This is a genomic window from Bifidobacterium asteroides (genome assembly GCF_009683175.1).
GTDB lineage: Bacteria > Actinomycetota > Actinomycetes > Actinomycetales > Bifidobacteriaceae > Bombiscardovia > Bombiscardovia asteroides_H.
Genome location: NZ_WKKW01000001.1, coordinates 277,498 through 292,151, shown reverse-complemented (window position 1 = coordinate 292,151; position 14,654 = coordinate 277,498). Strand labels below are relative to the sequence as shown.

Below are 14,654 nucleotides of genomic sequence, written 5' to 3'. Positions count from 1 at the left end.
AGATTATCGTGGTCGGTCGTAATCGCGTCGGCAAAAAGAACAGAGCCAAGATCCAGCTGGCGGCGCTCAGCCTGGTCATCGTCCTCCTGCTGGCGCTGGTGGTTGGCACCGATGTCCGTCTGAACCAGGTGGGTGCCGATGTCAAGGTCGTCAAGGTCGGGGTCATCGGCAGCTCGGACGATCAGATCTGGAAGGCCGTCCAGGCAGAGCTGGATCGGCGGGGCGAACGCATCAGGATCGAGCTCAAGCCCTTCCAGGATGCCATCTACGTCAACCAGGCCACAGCCAACCGCGAGGTGGACTTCAACGCCGCACAGCATTACGCCTACCTGGAGGACGATGTGAAAACCAACCACTACCAGCTGGCCGTGCTTGGCAATACATACATCTCGCCCATGAACCTCTACTCGCAGCGCTATGCCAAGCCCTCACAGTTCCAGGACGGCGACCGGGTGGCCATCCCCAACAACGCCACCAACATGGGCCGGGCCCTGAAGGTCCTTGCCGATGCCAAGCTGATCGGTCTGCGCGATCCCAAGGCCACCAACCCGCTGCCCGAGGATGTGGTGGACAATCCCAAGCATCTGCGCATCGAGCAGGTGGATCCGGCCGGTATCCTCAACCTGCTGCCTGATTATGCGGGCGGGGTCACCAATGCCAACTTCGTGGTCGACGCAGGTCGCAGCGTGCACGATGCCATCCACGAGGTTCCCTACGATCTGCAGAACCCGTCCAACAAGCCTTACATCAACATCATCGTTACCACCAAGGATCAGCGGGACAACCCCACCTACGCCGCAGTGGTGCGCGCCTACCATTCCAAGCCCGTGGCCGACACCATCGTCCGTGTCTACAAGGGCGCCTGTCTGCCGGCCTTCAAGGTTTCCTGATGCGATAGGTTCCAGCAATGAAGGAGGACGGATATGAGCACCAGAAGAACCAAGGCCAAACGAGAGCTGGCGGCTGTCTCGGTCGTCATCCTGGTGGTAGCCGTCCTGATGGGAGTGGCCTATGTCAAGGTCAATCAGCCCGAACGCGGCCAGCGGGAGATCAGCATCGGCCTGGTGGGCGATGCCGATGAGGAGATCTGGAAGGCCGTTCAGCATGAACTGGACCAGCGCCGGGCAGGCATAAAAATCAAGCTCCGATCCTTCCAATACGGGCGTTACGCCAATCAGGCGCTGTCCAACGGGGAAATCGACCTGAACGCCTTCCAGCACTATGCCTTTTTGGAGCAGGAGTCCAAACAGCACGGGTACCGGTTCGCAGCGATCGGAGACACCTACATCTCACCCCTCAACCTGTACTCCAAGAAGTACCGCAGCGTTGACCAGATAGGCTATGGCGAGCGGCTGGCCATTCCCAGCGATCCCATCGACCTGGGCCGGTCCCTGAAGGTGCTTGCCAGCGCCGGACTGATCGGGTTGCGCGACCCCAAGGCCACCACGCCGGTTCCCGAAGACATTGTCGACAATCCGCGCGGGCTGGTCCTGGACCAGGTCGATCCGCCGGGAATCGTCAAGGTCCTGCCCGACTATGCGGCCGGCATCACCAACACCAATTTCATCCTGGATGCCGGCATGAAGATCCAGGATGCCATCTACCAGGTGCCCGGCGATCTCAAATCGCCAGCCAATCACCCCTATGTCAACATCATCGTGGCCAGGCAGGCCGACAAAAACGACCCCGCCTATACGGCTCTAGTCTCCGCCTACCACAGCCGCTACGTGGCTGATGCCATCAACCGCTACTACCGCGGTGCGGCCGTCCCGGCCTTCTCCTACTAATAGTGGGTGCAATCGGGTGGTCGCCTTGTCTTGGTCCGGCCCAAGTCTGCAACTGTTGAACAGCGGAGGGAACGTTGATGAGGGATCATGATCGCCTGACGCTGGCCCTGGTCCTGGACTCCTTCGGCAACAGGGGCAATGGGACTTCAAACTCCGCCATCCAATACGCCCAGGGTCTGGAGGTGCTGGGGCACAGGGTCCGTCTGGTGGGGGCGGGCTCGACAGACTATCCGGCACGGGTGCATCGAATCCCTCTGGTCTCCCGTGTGGCGGCCAGGCAGCAGATGAGCTTCGCTCGTCCCGATCCGGAACTCTTCCGACGGGCCTTTGCCGGTGTGGACCTGGTCCATATCTACGAACCCTTCGCCTTCGGCCGCGCGGCCTTGGCCCAGGCTAGGTCCATGGGTATACCGGTGACCGCAGGGTTTCACATCCAGCCTGAGAACATCACCTATTCCGCAGGTCCATTGCGCTGGTGGCCCGGGGTGGACGCGGCTATCTACCGGCTCTTTCGGTTCTGGCTTTACGATCATGTCGGACACATCCACGTTCCTACCCAGCTGACGGCCGACCTGCTGCGCTCGCATGGGTACAAGGCCTGCCTGCACGTCATATCCAACGGGTACCAGCCCAGGTTCAACCCTGGTGACCGATACGAGCGGCAGCGATCCGGTCGGTTGATCCAGGTCGTGGCCTCCGGCAGGCTGGCTCGGGAAAAGGATCATCTGACCCTGATCCGTGCCCTGGCCTTGTGCAGGAACAAATACAGGATCCGCTTGACCATAGCAGGTACAGGTCCCATGGAGCGCCGGCTGAGAGCGGAATCCGCTCGGCAGCTGGCCGGCATGCAGGTTTCGATTGGATTCCATCAGAACGCGACCATGCCTGATCTGCTCAGGCAGGCCGACCTGCTGGTCCACCCATCCATCGCGGATCTGGAATCCGTCAGCGTCCTGGAGGGGATGGCCTGCGGCGCAGTCCCGATCATCGCCCGATCCAGCCTGAGCGCCGCCGGTCATTTCGCCTTGACGCAGCACTCGCTCTTCCCAGTCGGCAAGGCTCAGGCACTAGCTGCGCAAATCGACTGGTGGGTAGACCATCCCGATCCCCTTGCAGTCTGGTCAAGACGCTATGCCGAACATGCCAAGGAACACTACTCCCTGGATACCTCCGTCAAGGCCTTTGCCCATATGGCCGTGCAGGCCGTCAGCGATCGAGAGCCGGACCAGGTGCAGTCTAACCTGGCTTAGATTTCCTGCTTGGATATGATCAGAGCCGACCCGAAGATGGCCACCAGGACCACGCCTGCGGATACTCCGGCGTAGATCCAGGCCTGATCGGCCTTCAGAGTGTTCAGGACGATCTGTTCGCCGAACCCGACGAAGTCGAGGTATTTCAGCCAGTTCAATTTAAAGGCATACTCCACCAGGCCGATCAGCATGGGCCATATCACGATCACCACCGCTGGGATGACCAGGGATTTGGTAAGGATCAAGAGGATAATGCCCAGGCTGATGATGACGGAGATGCAGAAGCTGACCGATAGGGTCATGACGGCCACATCTTTGCATAGGATGCCCCAGTCTACCCCCGGTTTCCTTCCTAGGGCCAGTCCGGTGATCAGGATGGTGATGAAGTAGCACAGGGTTAGGAGGATGATGTCGATCAGGATGGTCACATACTTGCCGAGGATGAACTGTATGCGCGAGATGCCCGATGTCAGCGTGTTCTTCAGAGTGTGCTGGCTGTATTCCGCACCAATGACGATGACGAAGACCGCGATGTAGAAGTAGATTAGAGACGAGGCGGAGGCGACACCTGCTTGCAGGCCTGTCCTAATGGTCCAGCTTTGCCCTTCGATTTCCGACAGTTTATGAGCGTATTCTTCGCCTCCGGTGGTGATTCCTATAGTGGTCTTGCGCCATGTGGTCACTATGCCGAGTGCCATAGTGGCAATGAGCAGAATCAGCATGCCGATGGATCTCCGCTGCCTGTAAAAGTCGGCCCTGATCTGGTTAATCATTGTTGTTTCCTCGACTCTTGAGAATCCTTGTTGAGCAGATCTGTGAAATATTCCTCCAACGATCCCTTCTGCTGGCTGATTTGATTGACCAGGATGCCTTTCTGAACAAGAAGACTGTTGATGGGTCCCGGTTCCAGATTCCCTTGCCTGATCAGAATCTGATGGTCGTCAAGGACTTGGAAGGGGCCGATTCCCTGGCGATCCAGGAGCATGGCGGCCCTGGAGCTCTGGTCCACGTCAATCAAAAGTCCATTTTGATTGATCCGGTCCAGTTCATCCTTGTTGACCTCCTTGATTAGGCGGCCGTGGCTGATGAATCCGAACCGGGAGGAGACCAAATAGAGTTCGCTCAGAATGTGACTGGAGATGAGAATGGTCGTCTGGCGTTCCTTGTTGAGCCTGTCCAGGAGTGTTCTGAATTCCATAATTCCTGCCGGGTCCAGGCCGTTGATGGGCTCGTCCAGAATCAGGAAATCAGGCCGTGTGAGGATGGCCATGGCCAACCCCAGGCGCTGACGCTGGCCAAGAGAGAGGTGACCGGCCCGAGTCTTGGCCTTCTCGCGCAGACCAACGAAGTCGATGGTCTGATCGATGGCCTTGTCGTCGGCCAGCCCGTGCTGGATGGCTGTCAGCTTCATATTCTGGCTGACGGTCAGTTTTTTGAAGGCGGCCGGAGCCTCAATGATCGAGCCTATTCTGCTTAGTATGCGGCTGTCCTTGCCAATTGTGTGCCCCATCAGCCTTATGGTTCCCTCCTGGATGGGGGAGAGCCCGGTGATCAGACGCATCAGAGTGGTTTTGCCAGCGCCGTTCTCGCCAATCAGTCCGTAGACCTCGCCCTTGTTTATGGAAAGGCTGAGATCGTCCAGTGCCTGGAAGCGGCCGAACCGTTTGCTGACATGGCTAATATCCAGAATGGTATCGTCCATGGAGTTCCTTTCTCTGTGTTGCTATCAAAGAATCTAAAATGCCTTTCTTAATTGCACGGCTAAGAAATCATTAAGAATTGCATAAATCCGCTTGGGCGAGATCGGCCTCGTTAAGCGGCTTCAGTAACATGAGGGTGACTCGCGAAAGGAAGACAGTATGCTGACGATTCTGGTCGTGGAGGATCAGGAGGACATCCAGTCCCTGCTCAAGGATGTGCTGGGTGGGACCTACCGGATCATTCAGGCGACGACGGGTGCCCAGGCCTTGGCTTGCTTCCAGCAGGAGGAACCCGACCTGATCCTTCTGGATCTGATGCTCCCTGTAGTCACCGGGGACAGCGTCCTCAAGGCCATCCGGCATCTGTCGTTGGTGCCGGTCATCATTCTCACGGCCATTCAGGATAAGACCAGAACCGTCAGCCTCCTGGAGAAGGGCGCCAATGATTATGTGACCAAGCCTTTCGACATTGACGAGCTCCGCGCTCGTGTCCAGGTCCAGCTGCGCCAATCCGGGGCACTGAAAACGGATGCGGATGCAGCAGGTGAATCGGATGCCAAGATTTGTTTTCAGGGGATCGAGTTGGACCGGATGGAGCACACGGTCAGCGTTGATGGGCACAGGGTCGAACTGGCACGCAAGGAATTCGCCATCCTTGAGCTTCTGATGGACCATCCACATCGGGTCTTCGAGAAGGAGGACCTTTATCGGCAGGTTTGGAACCAGCCATACATCAATGCCGAGAATACTCTCAATGTGCACCTGAGCACCCTGCGGACCAGTCTGAACAGGTACGCCGGCGGTCAGCGTTACATTGTGTCGGTCTGGGGCATCGGCGTTCGCCTGGTCTGAATTCGGATGGAAGAAAGAACGATGAATAAGGGTCGTCGGAGGTGAATCCGTGAAGGTGGCCGCACTTGTTTTGGGTCTTGTCGCCCTCGCCCTGGCGATTGGCCTGATAATGCTGATTGCCGACCTCAAACGGATCAGTGATGATCTGGACTTCATCAACCATGCCGACACCAATGCCTTGGTAACCACTGGGTCCAATATCGGGCTCATCCGCACTCTGGCGGATAGGATCAATGCCGTTCTGAACAAGACCAGGCGGCTGCAGATCACCCAGGCTGAGCAGAACAAGCAAGTCCGGCAGATGCTGACCAATCTGACCCATGACATCAAGACTCCGCTGACCGTGGCCAGGGGATACGCCCAACTGCTCAAGGAAGGATCGGCTGATCAGGAGCAATTGAGCAGGATCCTCAATAACCTGCAGTCGGTGGATCACTATCTGCATTACCTGATGGATTTCAATCTGATACAAGAGAAGAGTGTGAGCCTGGATCTGACCCGGGTGAACCTATCGGAACTGGTTCAGCAGGAGCTCTTCAACGCTTTCGATTCGCTGACTGCGCGGTCCGTCACGGTGGAGCCCAGGATTCAAACTGGTGTGGAAATTACGACGGACCAGACCATGATGAGTCGAATAATTCAGAACCTGATCGGCAACTGGCTCAAGTATGCTGACGAATCAGCCTGGGTTGAACTGAACAAGAGTGAAGACGGGCGGATTCATCTGGACTTCGGCAACAAAACCAAGGGCGGAGCCGTCGAGGTGAACAGGCTCATGGAACGGTTCCAGACCGACGACCAATCTCGGACCAAGATCAGAAGCACAGGCCTGGGTCTGAGCATTGTTGACTCTTTGGTGGATTCGCTCGGAGGCTCCATGAGGCTGGAATCCAGCAAGGGTATTTTCCTGGTCCACTTGCTGCTGAGTGATGCTCCTCAACCGAAGGAACTATGAACAACGTGGTTTTGCGACCGTTTGGTAAAATGCAGCGGCCTGCCATGGCCTTTATGGCAAGACCTTGACAGGCCGCAGTGCATGTAGGCGGAGAATAGTGTCAGCACATGAATCTAACAGTACCTAAAACTGATTGTTTAAATCCGGCTGACAGGTAAGCCGCTTCTCCGTCTACAATCAAAAGGGAAATCAGGCCTTGGTGTGGGGCACTATAACAGCCCTGGCCGAGAGCTTGTTGTCGACCAGCTTGTGATAGGCATCCAGGGCATTGTCCAGCGAATAGGTTTCGATCTCCGTCTCGATCTGGCCGTTGCGATACATGTTGGCCACATCGTAGAGCTCAGGGATGGAGCCCCAGTAAACGCCAAGCAGCTCCTGCTCCCAGGGCTTGGAGTACCAGTCGTACTCCGCCTTGCCGCCGGCGATGCCGACCACGGTCACCCGGGATCCCGGGCCGCCTGAAGCCTGTGCCGCAGCAATGGTCGGAGCCACACCCACGAAATCGAAGGCGGCATCCACGCCCTCCCCGTGGGTGATCTTCCTGATGTTTTCCACCTGGTGCTCGTCGCTCATAACGGGGATGGCACCCTTGGCCTCAGCCTTGGCCAGGGCCTCAGGCTTGGTGTCTGTGGCGATCACAGTGGCGCCGGTCAGTGCGTGCAGAATCTGAATGGCAATCTGGCCCAGTCCGCCCAGGCCAATGACCAGAGCGTACTTTCCGCCACCATTGAGGTGAGGCATGGCAGCCCGGATGGCGTGGTATGGAGTCAGGGCCGCATCAGCCAGGGGTGCTGCGCCGATTGGATCCGCATCTCCCAGCGGCACCAGGTTGCGGGCCGGGACGGTCATGTATTCGGCCATGCCGCCGTCGCGTCCCAGGCCCAGAGCCAGTGACTTATTGGTTGCGGCGCTGGAGCAGTAGTTCTCCTGGCCTGCCACGCAGTGAGGGCAGTGGCCGCATCCGGTGGGCCCATAGACGATGTAGGCATCGCCCTTCTTGAAGCCTGTGACATCGGGTCCTACTTCTTCGACCCAGCCGGTGGTCTCATGCCCCAGAATGAACGGCGGCTTGGTGTGGCTGCCGGTTTCGGGAGTGTAGTCCTGGAAGACTGAGACGTCTGAATGGCAGCAACCTGCCCCAGCCACCTTCAGCAGAACCTCGCCGCTCCCGGGAGTCGGTTCCGGCACTTCCTTGAGGGTGGGGAAGGTGTTGAATTGTTCAAAAACAACGGCTTTCATAAGTTTCCTTTCATCGTTGAAGCATTCCGCCCCCTAAGCTCAGGGCGGGGATGTGTGCATCAGCATCGTTGCAATAAAAATCTTACTGAAGACCAGCTTCGCACTCACCCGAACGAGTGTGATATGTCCAACAATGTTGGGATTGCTCGTATTTGCAGGGCGGATGAAAAGTTCTCGTATATATACGAATACCCCTCCCCCTAAAGATTGCCGGCGGGGGAGAGGATGACTTTGGTTTGCTTTGGTTTAGCTTGAGCGGCTTTTACAGCAGATTGATCAGAGCCTGGGTGTCTTCGACTGTCGTCGCCCAGGAGGTGGCCAGCCGGATCACCGTGTGGGTGGCATCGCTGCGTTCCCAGAAATCGAAGGCGACCTGTTTGGACAGCTCCTCCATGCGCTCATTGTCCAAGCGGACGAAGGTCTGATTAGTGGGGGAGTCCATGACGATCTGATACCCCTTCTCGCGCAGGGCCTTTTTGATCATCGCTGCCGACTGTATGGCGTTGCGGCTGATTCGTGAATAGAGGTCGTCGGTGAAGAGGGCATCGAACTGCACCCCCAGAAGCCTTCCCTTGGCCAGAAGTGCTCCCCTTCTTTTGATCATGGTGCTGAAATGCTCGGGAGCGTTCCCCCTGGGGAAGACCACCGCTTCCCCACAGAGTGCGCCGACCTTGGTCCCGCCGATGTAGAAGACGTCGCAAAGACGGGCTATGTCCGTCAGGCCGACGTCGGTTCCGGGGGCCACCAGTCCGTACCCGAGTCTGGCACCATCCAGGTAGAGCGGAATCTTGTGTTCCCGACAGATTTGCGAGAGGTCTTCCAGCTCCTGGCGAGTGTAGAGGGTTCCATATTCGGTGGGGTGGGAAATGTAGACCATGCCGGGGTAGACCATCTGTTCATGGTTTTCGTCGGCGTAGAAGCCTTCCAGGAAGGCCTTGAGATCCTCTGCGCGAATCTTGCCCTGTTCGCCGGGGATGGTCAGGACCTTATGACCAACTGCTTCAATGGCGCCGGCCTCGTGGACGTTGACATGGCCCGTGTCCGCGGCGACCACTCCCTGGTAGGACTTCAGCAGGCAGGAGGTGACGACCTGGTTGGTCTGGGTCCCACCTGCCAGGAAATAGACCTGCGCTTGCGGGCAGCCACAGGCCTGGGCGATCTTCTGAGAGGCGGAGGAACAGTACCGATCCTTGCCATAGCCGGGAAGGTGCTCCATGTTGGTGTCGATCAGCCGCTGCAGGACTTCGGGGTGGGCGCCCTCGGAATAGTCGTTGACGAATGACAGCATCTAGGTCCTTCCTGTTCGATGATGATTGCCTCCGGACCAGCAAAGCCGATCCGGAGCCATGGCTCTGACTACAGCATATGCTCAGGCGATGAGTTCCTTGACGGATGCAATGATCGCTTGCAGGCTGACCTTGGCATCGTTGAAGAGCATCTGCGTGTTTGGATTGAAGTAAAGCTCGTTCTCGATGCCGGCATACCCCTTACCTCTGCCTCGTTTGAGGACGACAACATGCTGGGCCTTGTCAACGTCCAGAATGGGCATGCCGGATACCGCGGTCCCCGGTCGGCGGGCTGCCGGGTTGGTCACGTCATTGGCGCCGACAACCAGGGCAACGTTGGCTGATGGGAACTGGGGATTGATATCGTCTAGGTCGATCAATTCCTCGTAGGGGACGTTGGCCTCGGCCAGGAGGACGTTCATGTGTCCGGGCATACGGCCAGCCACCGGATGGATGGCATAGGATACCTCCACGCCACGGCCCTTGAGCAGTTCACCCAGATCGGCCAGTTCGCGCTGGGCCTGGGCCTGAGCCAGACCAAAGCCGGGGACGAAGATGACCTTGTCGGCATAGACCAGCTGAACGGCCACATCGTCGGGTGTGGTCTCCTTCATGGTCCCCTGGGCACCCTGATCCTTGCTGGCGCTCGCAGAGGAGCTGCCGAACCCACCGGCCAGGACGCTCAGAAGCGGCCGGTTCATGGCCTGGGCCATCAGGACGGACAGGGTAGCACCTGCTGCGCCGACCAAGGCGCCTGCCACGATCAAGGCGACGTTGTCGATAGCCAGTCCGTTCATGGCCACAGCTGTGCCGGTGCAGGCATTCAAGACGGAGATGACCACGGGCATGTCGGCGCCTCCGATGGGGATGACGAAGACCAGTCCGTAGCCTAGAGCGAAGATGGCTGTGAGGATGGCCCATAGGGTCCGATTGCCAGGATTCAGGCAGAGCATGACCAGGCTGAGGATCGTCAGTAGGGCGAATAGCATATTCCAGACAGCCTTGGCCGGCAGCTTCAGGTTTTTGATCATGCTGATGCCTTGGAGCTTGCCGGCAGCTATCAGGGAGCCGGTGAAGGTGATGGAACCGATGACCACGCCCAGGCCGGCGGTGATCAACACCACCAGAGTCGGGGTACCCTCGGAAGTCAGTATGTCGTTCAGGGCGACCAGGGCTGCAGCGCCGCCGCCGACCGTGTTGAAGACGGAAACCAGCTGAGGCATGTCCGTCATTTTGACCTTTCTGGCTGAATAGACACCTGCTGCCGATCCGATCAGGATGCCGAGCACGAGCAGAATGATAGCTAGGGAGGAGTTGAAACCGGTGGCGAACAGATGGATGAAGGCCATGGCTACGGCGATGACCATGCCCGCTGCAGAAATCCTATTGCCTGTACGGGCCGTCTTGGGGGAATTCATGTAGTGCAGGCCCATGACGAACATGACTGAGGAAAGGAGGTAGACGAACCAGGTGATGATGTCGAGGGTGTTCACTTGTCGGCTCCCTGATCCTTAGCGGTCTCGGTCGTGACGGCCGAAGCCTGTTCGTCCTGGCTGGCCTTACCCTTCTTCTTGTCGGGTTTGGAGGACTTGAACATCTCCAGCATCCGGTCGGTTACCACGTAGCCGCCCACCACATTCATGGCGCCAAGGACGGCAGCCAGGAATATGAGTACGTAGGAAAGCGGGGAGTGAGCCTCCGCCGCGATGATGACTACCCCGACGATCACAATGCCATGAATGGAGTTGGCGCCTGACATGAGCGGTGTGTGAAGCGTGGCCGGAACCTTGCCAATCACCTCCACGCCGATCAGCAGGGCCAGAATGAAGAGCGTAATTGCTATGACCAAAGAATTCATTGCTCTTGACCTTTCTCTTCGGTCTCTTCGACACCTGGAGCATCCGCGCTTTCGCTCGTGCCGGATTCGGCTGCCTTTGTTACAACAAGTGCTTGATCAATCTCGTCGTCTGCTTTGATGCTGAGCGCGCCATTGCGAAGGAAATGCACCAGCACGTCCGCCACATTTCTGGACAGCAGGTTGGATGCCGTCGTGGCTACGCCGCTGGCCAGGTACGGGGCTCCGATCATGGTGACTCCGTTATCGGTGGTTTTTGTTCCCACCTGTGACCCCTCGACGTTGCCGCCCAGCTCGCTGGCAGCGCAGTCCATGATCACGGCTCCGGGATGCAGGTTGGCCACACCCTCGGCGCTCAGGAGGCGGGGAGGCTTTCCACCAGGAACCTTGGCTGTGGTGATGACCACGTCGAAGCCTGCCGCTTTGGTATCCACCGCAGCCTGCTGCTGGGCCTGTTCCTGATCGGTCAGCTGGCGTGCATAGCCGCCCTGCCCCTGTCCCTTGGAGAAATCCAGTCCCAGGTCGAGGAACTTGGCTCCCAAGGATTCCACCTCCTGTCTGGAAGCGGGTCTGACGTCATAGGCGGTGACCACGGCTCCCAGACGTTTTGCGGTCCCGATGGCCTGCAAGCCTGCGATCCCAGCGCCCAGAACCAGGACCTTGGCCGGTCGGATGGTTCCAGCTGCAGTGGTCATCATGGGGAAGAAGGATCCATAGGCATCGGCAGCCACCAGAGCCGCCTTGTATCCCATGACCGAGTTCTGCGAGGTCATCTCATCCATGGACTGGGCCGAGCTGAGTTGTCGGGGGAGTCGCTCCATAGCGATTCCGGTAAGTCCGGACGCCTCCAGGGATTCGGCGTAGTCCTTGTCGCTCAATGACCCCAGCATGCCGATGATCCATGTTCCGGCTGGAATTCGCTTTAGCAAGGGGCTATCCGGTCTGCCGACGAAACCCAGGACTGTCGACTTGGATAGGACAGTATCCCTGTCGGTGACGGTGGCTCCTGTCCGTTGGTAGTCCTCATCTCGGAAGCCGGCTCGGACCCCGGCTCCGGACTCCAGGAGGCAGGTAACGTCTTGCCTGGTCAGCCGGGTCACGATGTCAGGCGTCAGAGCCACACGGGCCTCCTCATCGTCTGTCTCTTTGAGGACCCCGAAGGTTACAGGAGATTGTTCTGGTCCACTCATGTCTTTCCTTCTTCAAGCACAACTGCGTGTGAACAATTTCATCAATGATTCTAGTTGCTGAATGTTCTTGTTGGGGGGCCACGGCAACTTATTATGCATCTGCGTTTTATAAGTATCAGTCGAGGATAAACTAAGTTCAAGATATCTTGTAGAGTATCTTGGCTTGGGGGATGAGAAACAGAAAGAGCAAAAGCTATGCTCGCCCAGTTGTGTCTACACAGCTCATAAATTGTCTGAAGAGTGGTTTTGCGGTTTTGATGCCGGATTGGCGGCATAGTGCAGGGCATTGCAGCCCGAGTCAAGTTGCAGCAGGTGACATGATCAAATTAAAGGGTGCCGCGCATCTTCAAGAACGATGAGCGGCACCCTGAGGCGGAAGGCCTTGGCGGGAAGAAAGCTGTGGCAATTTCACATGCACGGCCGTCTATTAGGCCTTCCCAACCTTCTTTTCTGTTTCAGACTAATGCTTGCTGCGCCTTATTGCTTCCCTTCGCGTTTATCGTTTGCCGCAGGGTCCTTGGGCTTGGACTGCAGGGGATTGTGATGATAAATAAGAGCGAAGGCAGCCAGGGTCTCGATCATGCTGGCAATGATCCAGGTGATGACGATGGCATTCTGGTGTTTGCCCACTGTTCCCATTCGCGTGAAGATGAACACATCCATGATGAAGGTCTGCAGAACCAGAAGGACCGTCGCCACAACTACCGTCCTGGTGTGCCTGTCCGTCTCCGTTCCCTCTCCTTCTGGTTTACCTGGAGACTTGAAGCTGGCATAGGAGAGGAGCCAGATGCCGATTCCAAAGAGGACAGCGGCAAGAGGCAGGGAGAAGAAGATCGGCATGGTGCTCAGACTGAGACCCAGAGCTGCGACCAGGACTGCCGAGGCCAGGCCCAGATAGAAGGAATCATGGTTTTTCGCCTTGCGCGGTTTAGGTAAGCTGGCAACGCTCGTCGGCTGAGATGGCTTATCGACAGGCTTACTGGGTTGGTTCGGCTTGTCGTCAGGGGAGGGGCCATGCTCTTTGTCTGGATGGCCGGCTTGCGCATGGCTGGCGGGTAGAGCCTGTTCCTGCTTATTCTGCGTTTCAGGTCCGCCATGGTCAGCGTTCTTGCTGGATGAATCCCTGCCTTCCTTCTCGCCAGTTTGTCCTGATGCAGGCTTGGCCTTGGAAGCATTTTCTGCTTTGCTTTCTTTTCCGATGTTCGCATTCTCCACTGGTTTCGGCATGCGATTCTTGTCATCCATTGTTGAGTGTTGGGAACTTTCCCGGGTGTTGTTGCTCTGTGAGGAGTTGCCCTCGTACCTCTTTTTCTGGTTATCGGGCACCCGCGATTCCTCATGCCTGCCTTGGTTCTTATTTGTACGTTCGTTTCGATTGTTACTCATCTGACCCTCCAGGCTTGTTCTTCCCCATTGCTTGTGGCAGGTCATCTGGCGGCCTGCCCATTTTTAGGAAGCAACCTCCGTTGAGGCCAGTGTATGTGCCGTTTTCTTGTAAAAGCGGCATTGACCGGCACTAGGCCAGCATCATTTTGATATCGACTTTTGCGGGTGAAGTGCTGGATTCGTTGCAGTGTATTCAAAGACGAAAGACGTTTGTTTATGGACGTGCAGAATCAGCGGTCATATTCTAGACTTCGACTCTTGACTAGGCTGCTTGTGCACTCTCACGTACTTTTATTCCTCTGCTCATTTTTATGCAGAAGATGTATCCTGCGCCGCTATGTTGCTGTGTGTCAATCAGATGATTGTATATCCTGACTTGTCGAGGGCATCCAGTGCGGCAGGGAAGTCATCGGCCTTGGTAAGGACATAGTCTGTGTTGTAGGTGGAGACGGCGAAAATACCTATGCCCTTGTCTGCCAAAATTGTGGCAATCGGCGCCAGGATGCCAATGAGCGAAAAATCGAGAATGCCTTGGATGCGGAAGGCCCGCCAGCCGTCGCTGCGTTCCAGGGCCTGGCGGGAACCATGTTGGCCGGACAGACCAATGAAGCCTCTTGATCGGTTCGCACTGTAAAAACATAGGGTGAGTTCAGGTCAACCCCTGTGCAATTAGCAACTTTGCAGACAGTCAGCTTCCGCTTCTGTAGGCTGAATGCAGATGCCTTGCCCCTGCCTGGTCGCGGAGCTGCAATTCTTGGTCGTAAGTGACTTGCTTTTTGAGTGGGAACGGGTGAAGGCGTATAGCGCAACCAAGGCCCATCCGCACTCGAGGGCAAAAGGGCCCACTGCCGGTTAGCCAGGGCATCGACGGCCAGCAAGCTTGCACCGACAAGGTTTAGGACAAGGTTGACTCGGCTGCCACTGGGCAGGTCTAGCAGCTGCTTCGCGACAAAGGCCATGAGCAGCAGCAAAAATCCAAAAAGTTGAACCAGCATGAATAAACCAACCACATCCTTCCACGAGTGACCTAATGAGCGTCGTCAATCCGGATACGGCGCGTCTCGTCCGGGGAAGGGATGCTTCCGGAAAGACACTGTAGCACCACTGGCAGGAGGCCGAAGGTCTGGTGCGCCGCATATGCAGAAGATGAATGG

At 57.2% G+C, this 14,654-nt stretch carries 14 protein-coding genes and 1 riboswitch; of the genes, 5 read left to right on the top strand and 9 right to left on the bottom strand.

Translation table 11 applies throughout. The annotated features are described in order from the left end of the window. Nucleotides 1-8 precede the first annotated feature (8 nt). The 3 genes from GKC41_RS01300 to GKC41_RS01290 all read left to right on the top strand — a co-directional run bounded on the left by GKC41_RS01300 (nt 9) and on the right by GKC41_RS01290 (nt 3,037). Nucleotides 9-890, top strand: coding sequence for a MetQ/NlpA family ABC transporter substrate-binding protein (locus GKC41_RS01300; RefSeq protein WP_324611997.1), 882 nt, complete (start codon nt 9-11; stop codon nt 888-890). Nucleotides 891-923: 33 nt separating this feature from the next. Further along, on the top strand, nt 924-1,787 hold the full coding sequence (locus GKC41_RS01295; RefSeq protein WP_154312582.1) for a MetQ/NlpA family ABC transporter substrate-binding protein: 864 nt from the start codon (nt 924-926) through the stop codon (nt 1,785-1,787). Nucleotides 1,788-1,864: 77 nt separating this feature from the next. Beyond that, nucleotides 1,865-3,037, top strand: coding sequence for a glycosyltransferase (locus GKC41_RS01290; RefSeq protein WP_154312581.1), 1,173 nt, complete (start codon nt 1,865-1,867; stop codon nt 3,035-3,037). On the opposite strand, the gene GKC41_RS01285 is transcribed toward GKC41_RS01290, so the two are convergent. Both GKC41_RS01285 and GKC41_RS01280 read right to left on the bottom strand, forming a co-directional pair. After that, the gene (locus GKC41_RS01285; RefSeq protein WP_154312580.1) at nt 3,034-3,810 is read right to left on the bottom strand and encodes an ABC transporter permease; all 777 of its coding nucleotides are present in this window, start codon (nt 3,808-3,810) and stop codon (nt 3,034-3,036) included. The genes GKC41_RS01290 and GKC41_RS01285 overlap by 4 nt on opposite strands. Continuing rightward, complete coding sequence (locus GKC41_RS01280; RefSeq protein ID WP_154312579.1) at nt 3,807-4,739, bottom strand: ABC transporter ATP-binding protein; 933 nt, start codon at nt 4,737-4,739, stop codon at nt 3,807-3,809. Before GKC41_RS01280 ends, GKC41_RS01285 begins: the two co-directional genes overlap by 4 nt. A 157-nt stretch (nt 4,740-4,896) precedes the next feature. Here GKC41_RS01280 and GKC41_RS01275 point away from each other — a divergent pair, with 157 nt between their 5' ends. Then, nucleotides 4,897-5,589 carry a response regulator transcription factor gene (locus GKC41_RS01275; RefSeq protein WP_154312578.1) on the top strand — a complete coding sequence of 231 codons (693 nt, stop codon included), beginning with the start codon at nt 4,897-4,899 and terminating at the stop codon, nt 5,587-5,589. A 49-nt stretch (nt 5,590-5,638) separates the two neighbouring features. After that, a complete protein-coding gene (locus GKC41_RS01270; RefSeq protein WP_324611996.1) occupies nt 5,639-6,544 on the top strand; it encodes a HAMP domain-containing sensor histidine kinase in 906 nt (301 codons plus the stop codon). Nucleotides 6,545-6,733: 189 nt separating this feature from the next. Here the strand turns inward: GKC41_RS01270 and GKC41_RS01265 are convergent, their stop codons facing one another. The 7 genes from GKC41_RS01265 to GKC41_RS09065 form a co-directional block, all read right to left on the bottom strand. Beyond that, complete coding sequence (locus tag GKC41_RS01265; protein ID WP_029678622.1) at nt 6,734-7,783, bottom strand: NAD(P)-dependent alcohol dehydrogenase; 1,050 nt, start codon at nt 7,781-7,783, stop codon at nt 6,734-6,736. 262 nt (nt 7,784-8,045) lie between these two features. After that, entirely contained in the window at nt 8,046-9,071 is a 1,026-nt protein-coding gene (locus GKC41_RS01260; protein WP_154312577.1) for a threonine aldolase family protein, read from the bottom strand. Between the two features lie 81 nt (nt 9,072-9,152). Next, nucleotides 9,153-10,562, bottom strand: coding sequence for an NAD(P)(+) transhydrogenase (Re/Si-specific) subunit beta (locus tag GKC41_RS01255; protein WP_324611995.1), 1,410 nt, complete (start codon nt 10,560-10,562; stop codon nt 9,153-9,155). Further along, nucleotides 10,559-10,927, bottom strand: a complete 369-nt coding sequence (locus tag GKC41_RS01250; RefSeq protein WP_154312576.1) for an NAD(P) transhydrogenase subunit alpha — start codon at nt 10,925-10,927, stop codon at nt 10,559-10,561. Before GKC41_RS01250 ends, GKC41_RS01255 begins: the two co-directional genes overlap by 4 nt. Beyond that, on the bottom strand, nt 10,924-12,114 hold the full coding sequence (locus GKC41_RS01245; protein ID WP_154312575.1) for an NAD(P) transhydrogenase subunit alpha: 1,191 nt from the start codon (nt 12,112-12,114) through the stop codon (nt 10,924-10,926). Before GKC41_RS01245 ends, GKC41_RS01250 begins: the two co-directional genes overlap by 4 nt. Before the next feature lie 477 nt (nt 12,115-12,591). Next, nucleotides 12,592-13,359, bottom strand: a complete 768-nt coding sequence (locus GKC41_RS01240; RefSeq protein WP_229281550.1) for a hypothetical protein — start codon at nt 13,357-13,359, stop codon at nt 12,592-12,594. A 495-nt stretch (nt 13,360-13,854) separates the two neighbouring features. Further along, complete coding sequence (locus GKC41_RS09065; protein ID WP_418904380.1) at nt 13,855-14,004, bottom strand: ACT domain-containing protein; 150 nt, start codon at nt 14,002-14,004, stop codon at nt 13,855-13,857. A 527-nt stretch (nt 14,005-14,531) separates the two neighbouring features. Continuing rightward, nucleotides 14,532-14,589, bottom strand: a riboswitch (guanidine-III (ykkC-III) riboswitch). Nucleotides 14,590-14,654: the final 65 nt, after the last annotated feature.

Bases quoted from the DNA above. Each gene is read 5' to 3' on its own strand.
- GKC41_RS01285 (WP_154312580.1), bottom strand. From the start codon at position 3,810: ATGATTAACCAGATCAGGGCCGACTTTTACAGGCAGCGGAGATCCATC.
- GKC41_RS01265 (WP_029678622.1), bottom strand. From the start codon at position 7,783: ATGAAAGCCGTTGTTTTTGAACAATTCAACACCTTCCCCACCCTCAAG.
- GKC41_RS01250 (WP_154312576.1), bottom strand. From the start codon at position 10,927: ATGAATTCTTTGGTCATAGCAATTACGCTCTTCATTCTGGCCCTGCTG.
- GKC41_RS01275 (WP_154312578.1), top strand. From the start codon at position 4,897: ATGCTGACGATTCTGGTCGTGGAGGATCAGGAGGACATCCAGTCCCTG.
- GKC41_RS01295 (WP_154312582.1), top strand. From the start codon at position 924: ATGAGCACCAGAAGAACCAAGGCCAAACGAGAGCTGGCGGCTGTCTCG.
- GKC41_RS01280 (WP_154312579.1), bottom strand. From the start codon at position 4,739: ATGGACGATACCATTCTGGATATTAGCCATGTCAGCAAACGGTTCGGC.
- GKC41_RS01240 (WP_229281550.1), bottom strand. From the start codon at position 13,359: ATGGATGACAAGAATCGCATGCCGAAACCAGTGGAGAATGCGAACATC.
- GKC41_RS01245 (WP_154312575.1), bottom strand. From the start codon at position 12,114: ATGAGTGGACCAGAACAATCTCCTGTAACCTTCGGGGTCCTCAAAGAG.
- GKC41_RS01260 (WP_154312577.1), bottom strand. From the start codon at position 9,071: ATGCTGTCATTCGTCAACGACTATTCCGAGGGCGCCCACCCCGAAGTC.
- GKC41_RS01290 (WP_154312581.1), top strand. From the start codon at position 1,865: ATGAGGGATCATGATCGCCTGACGCTGGCCCTGGTCCTGGACTCCTTC.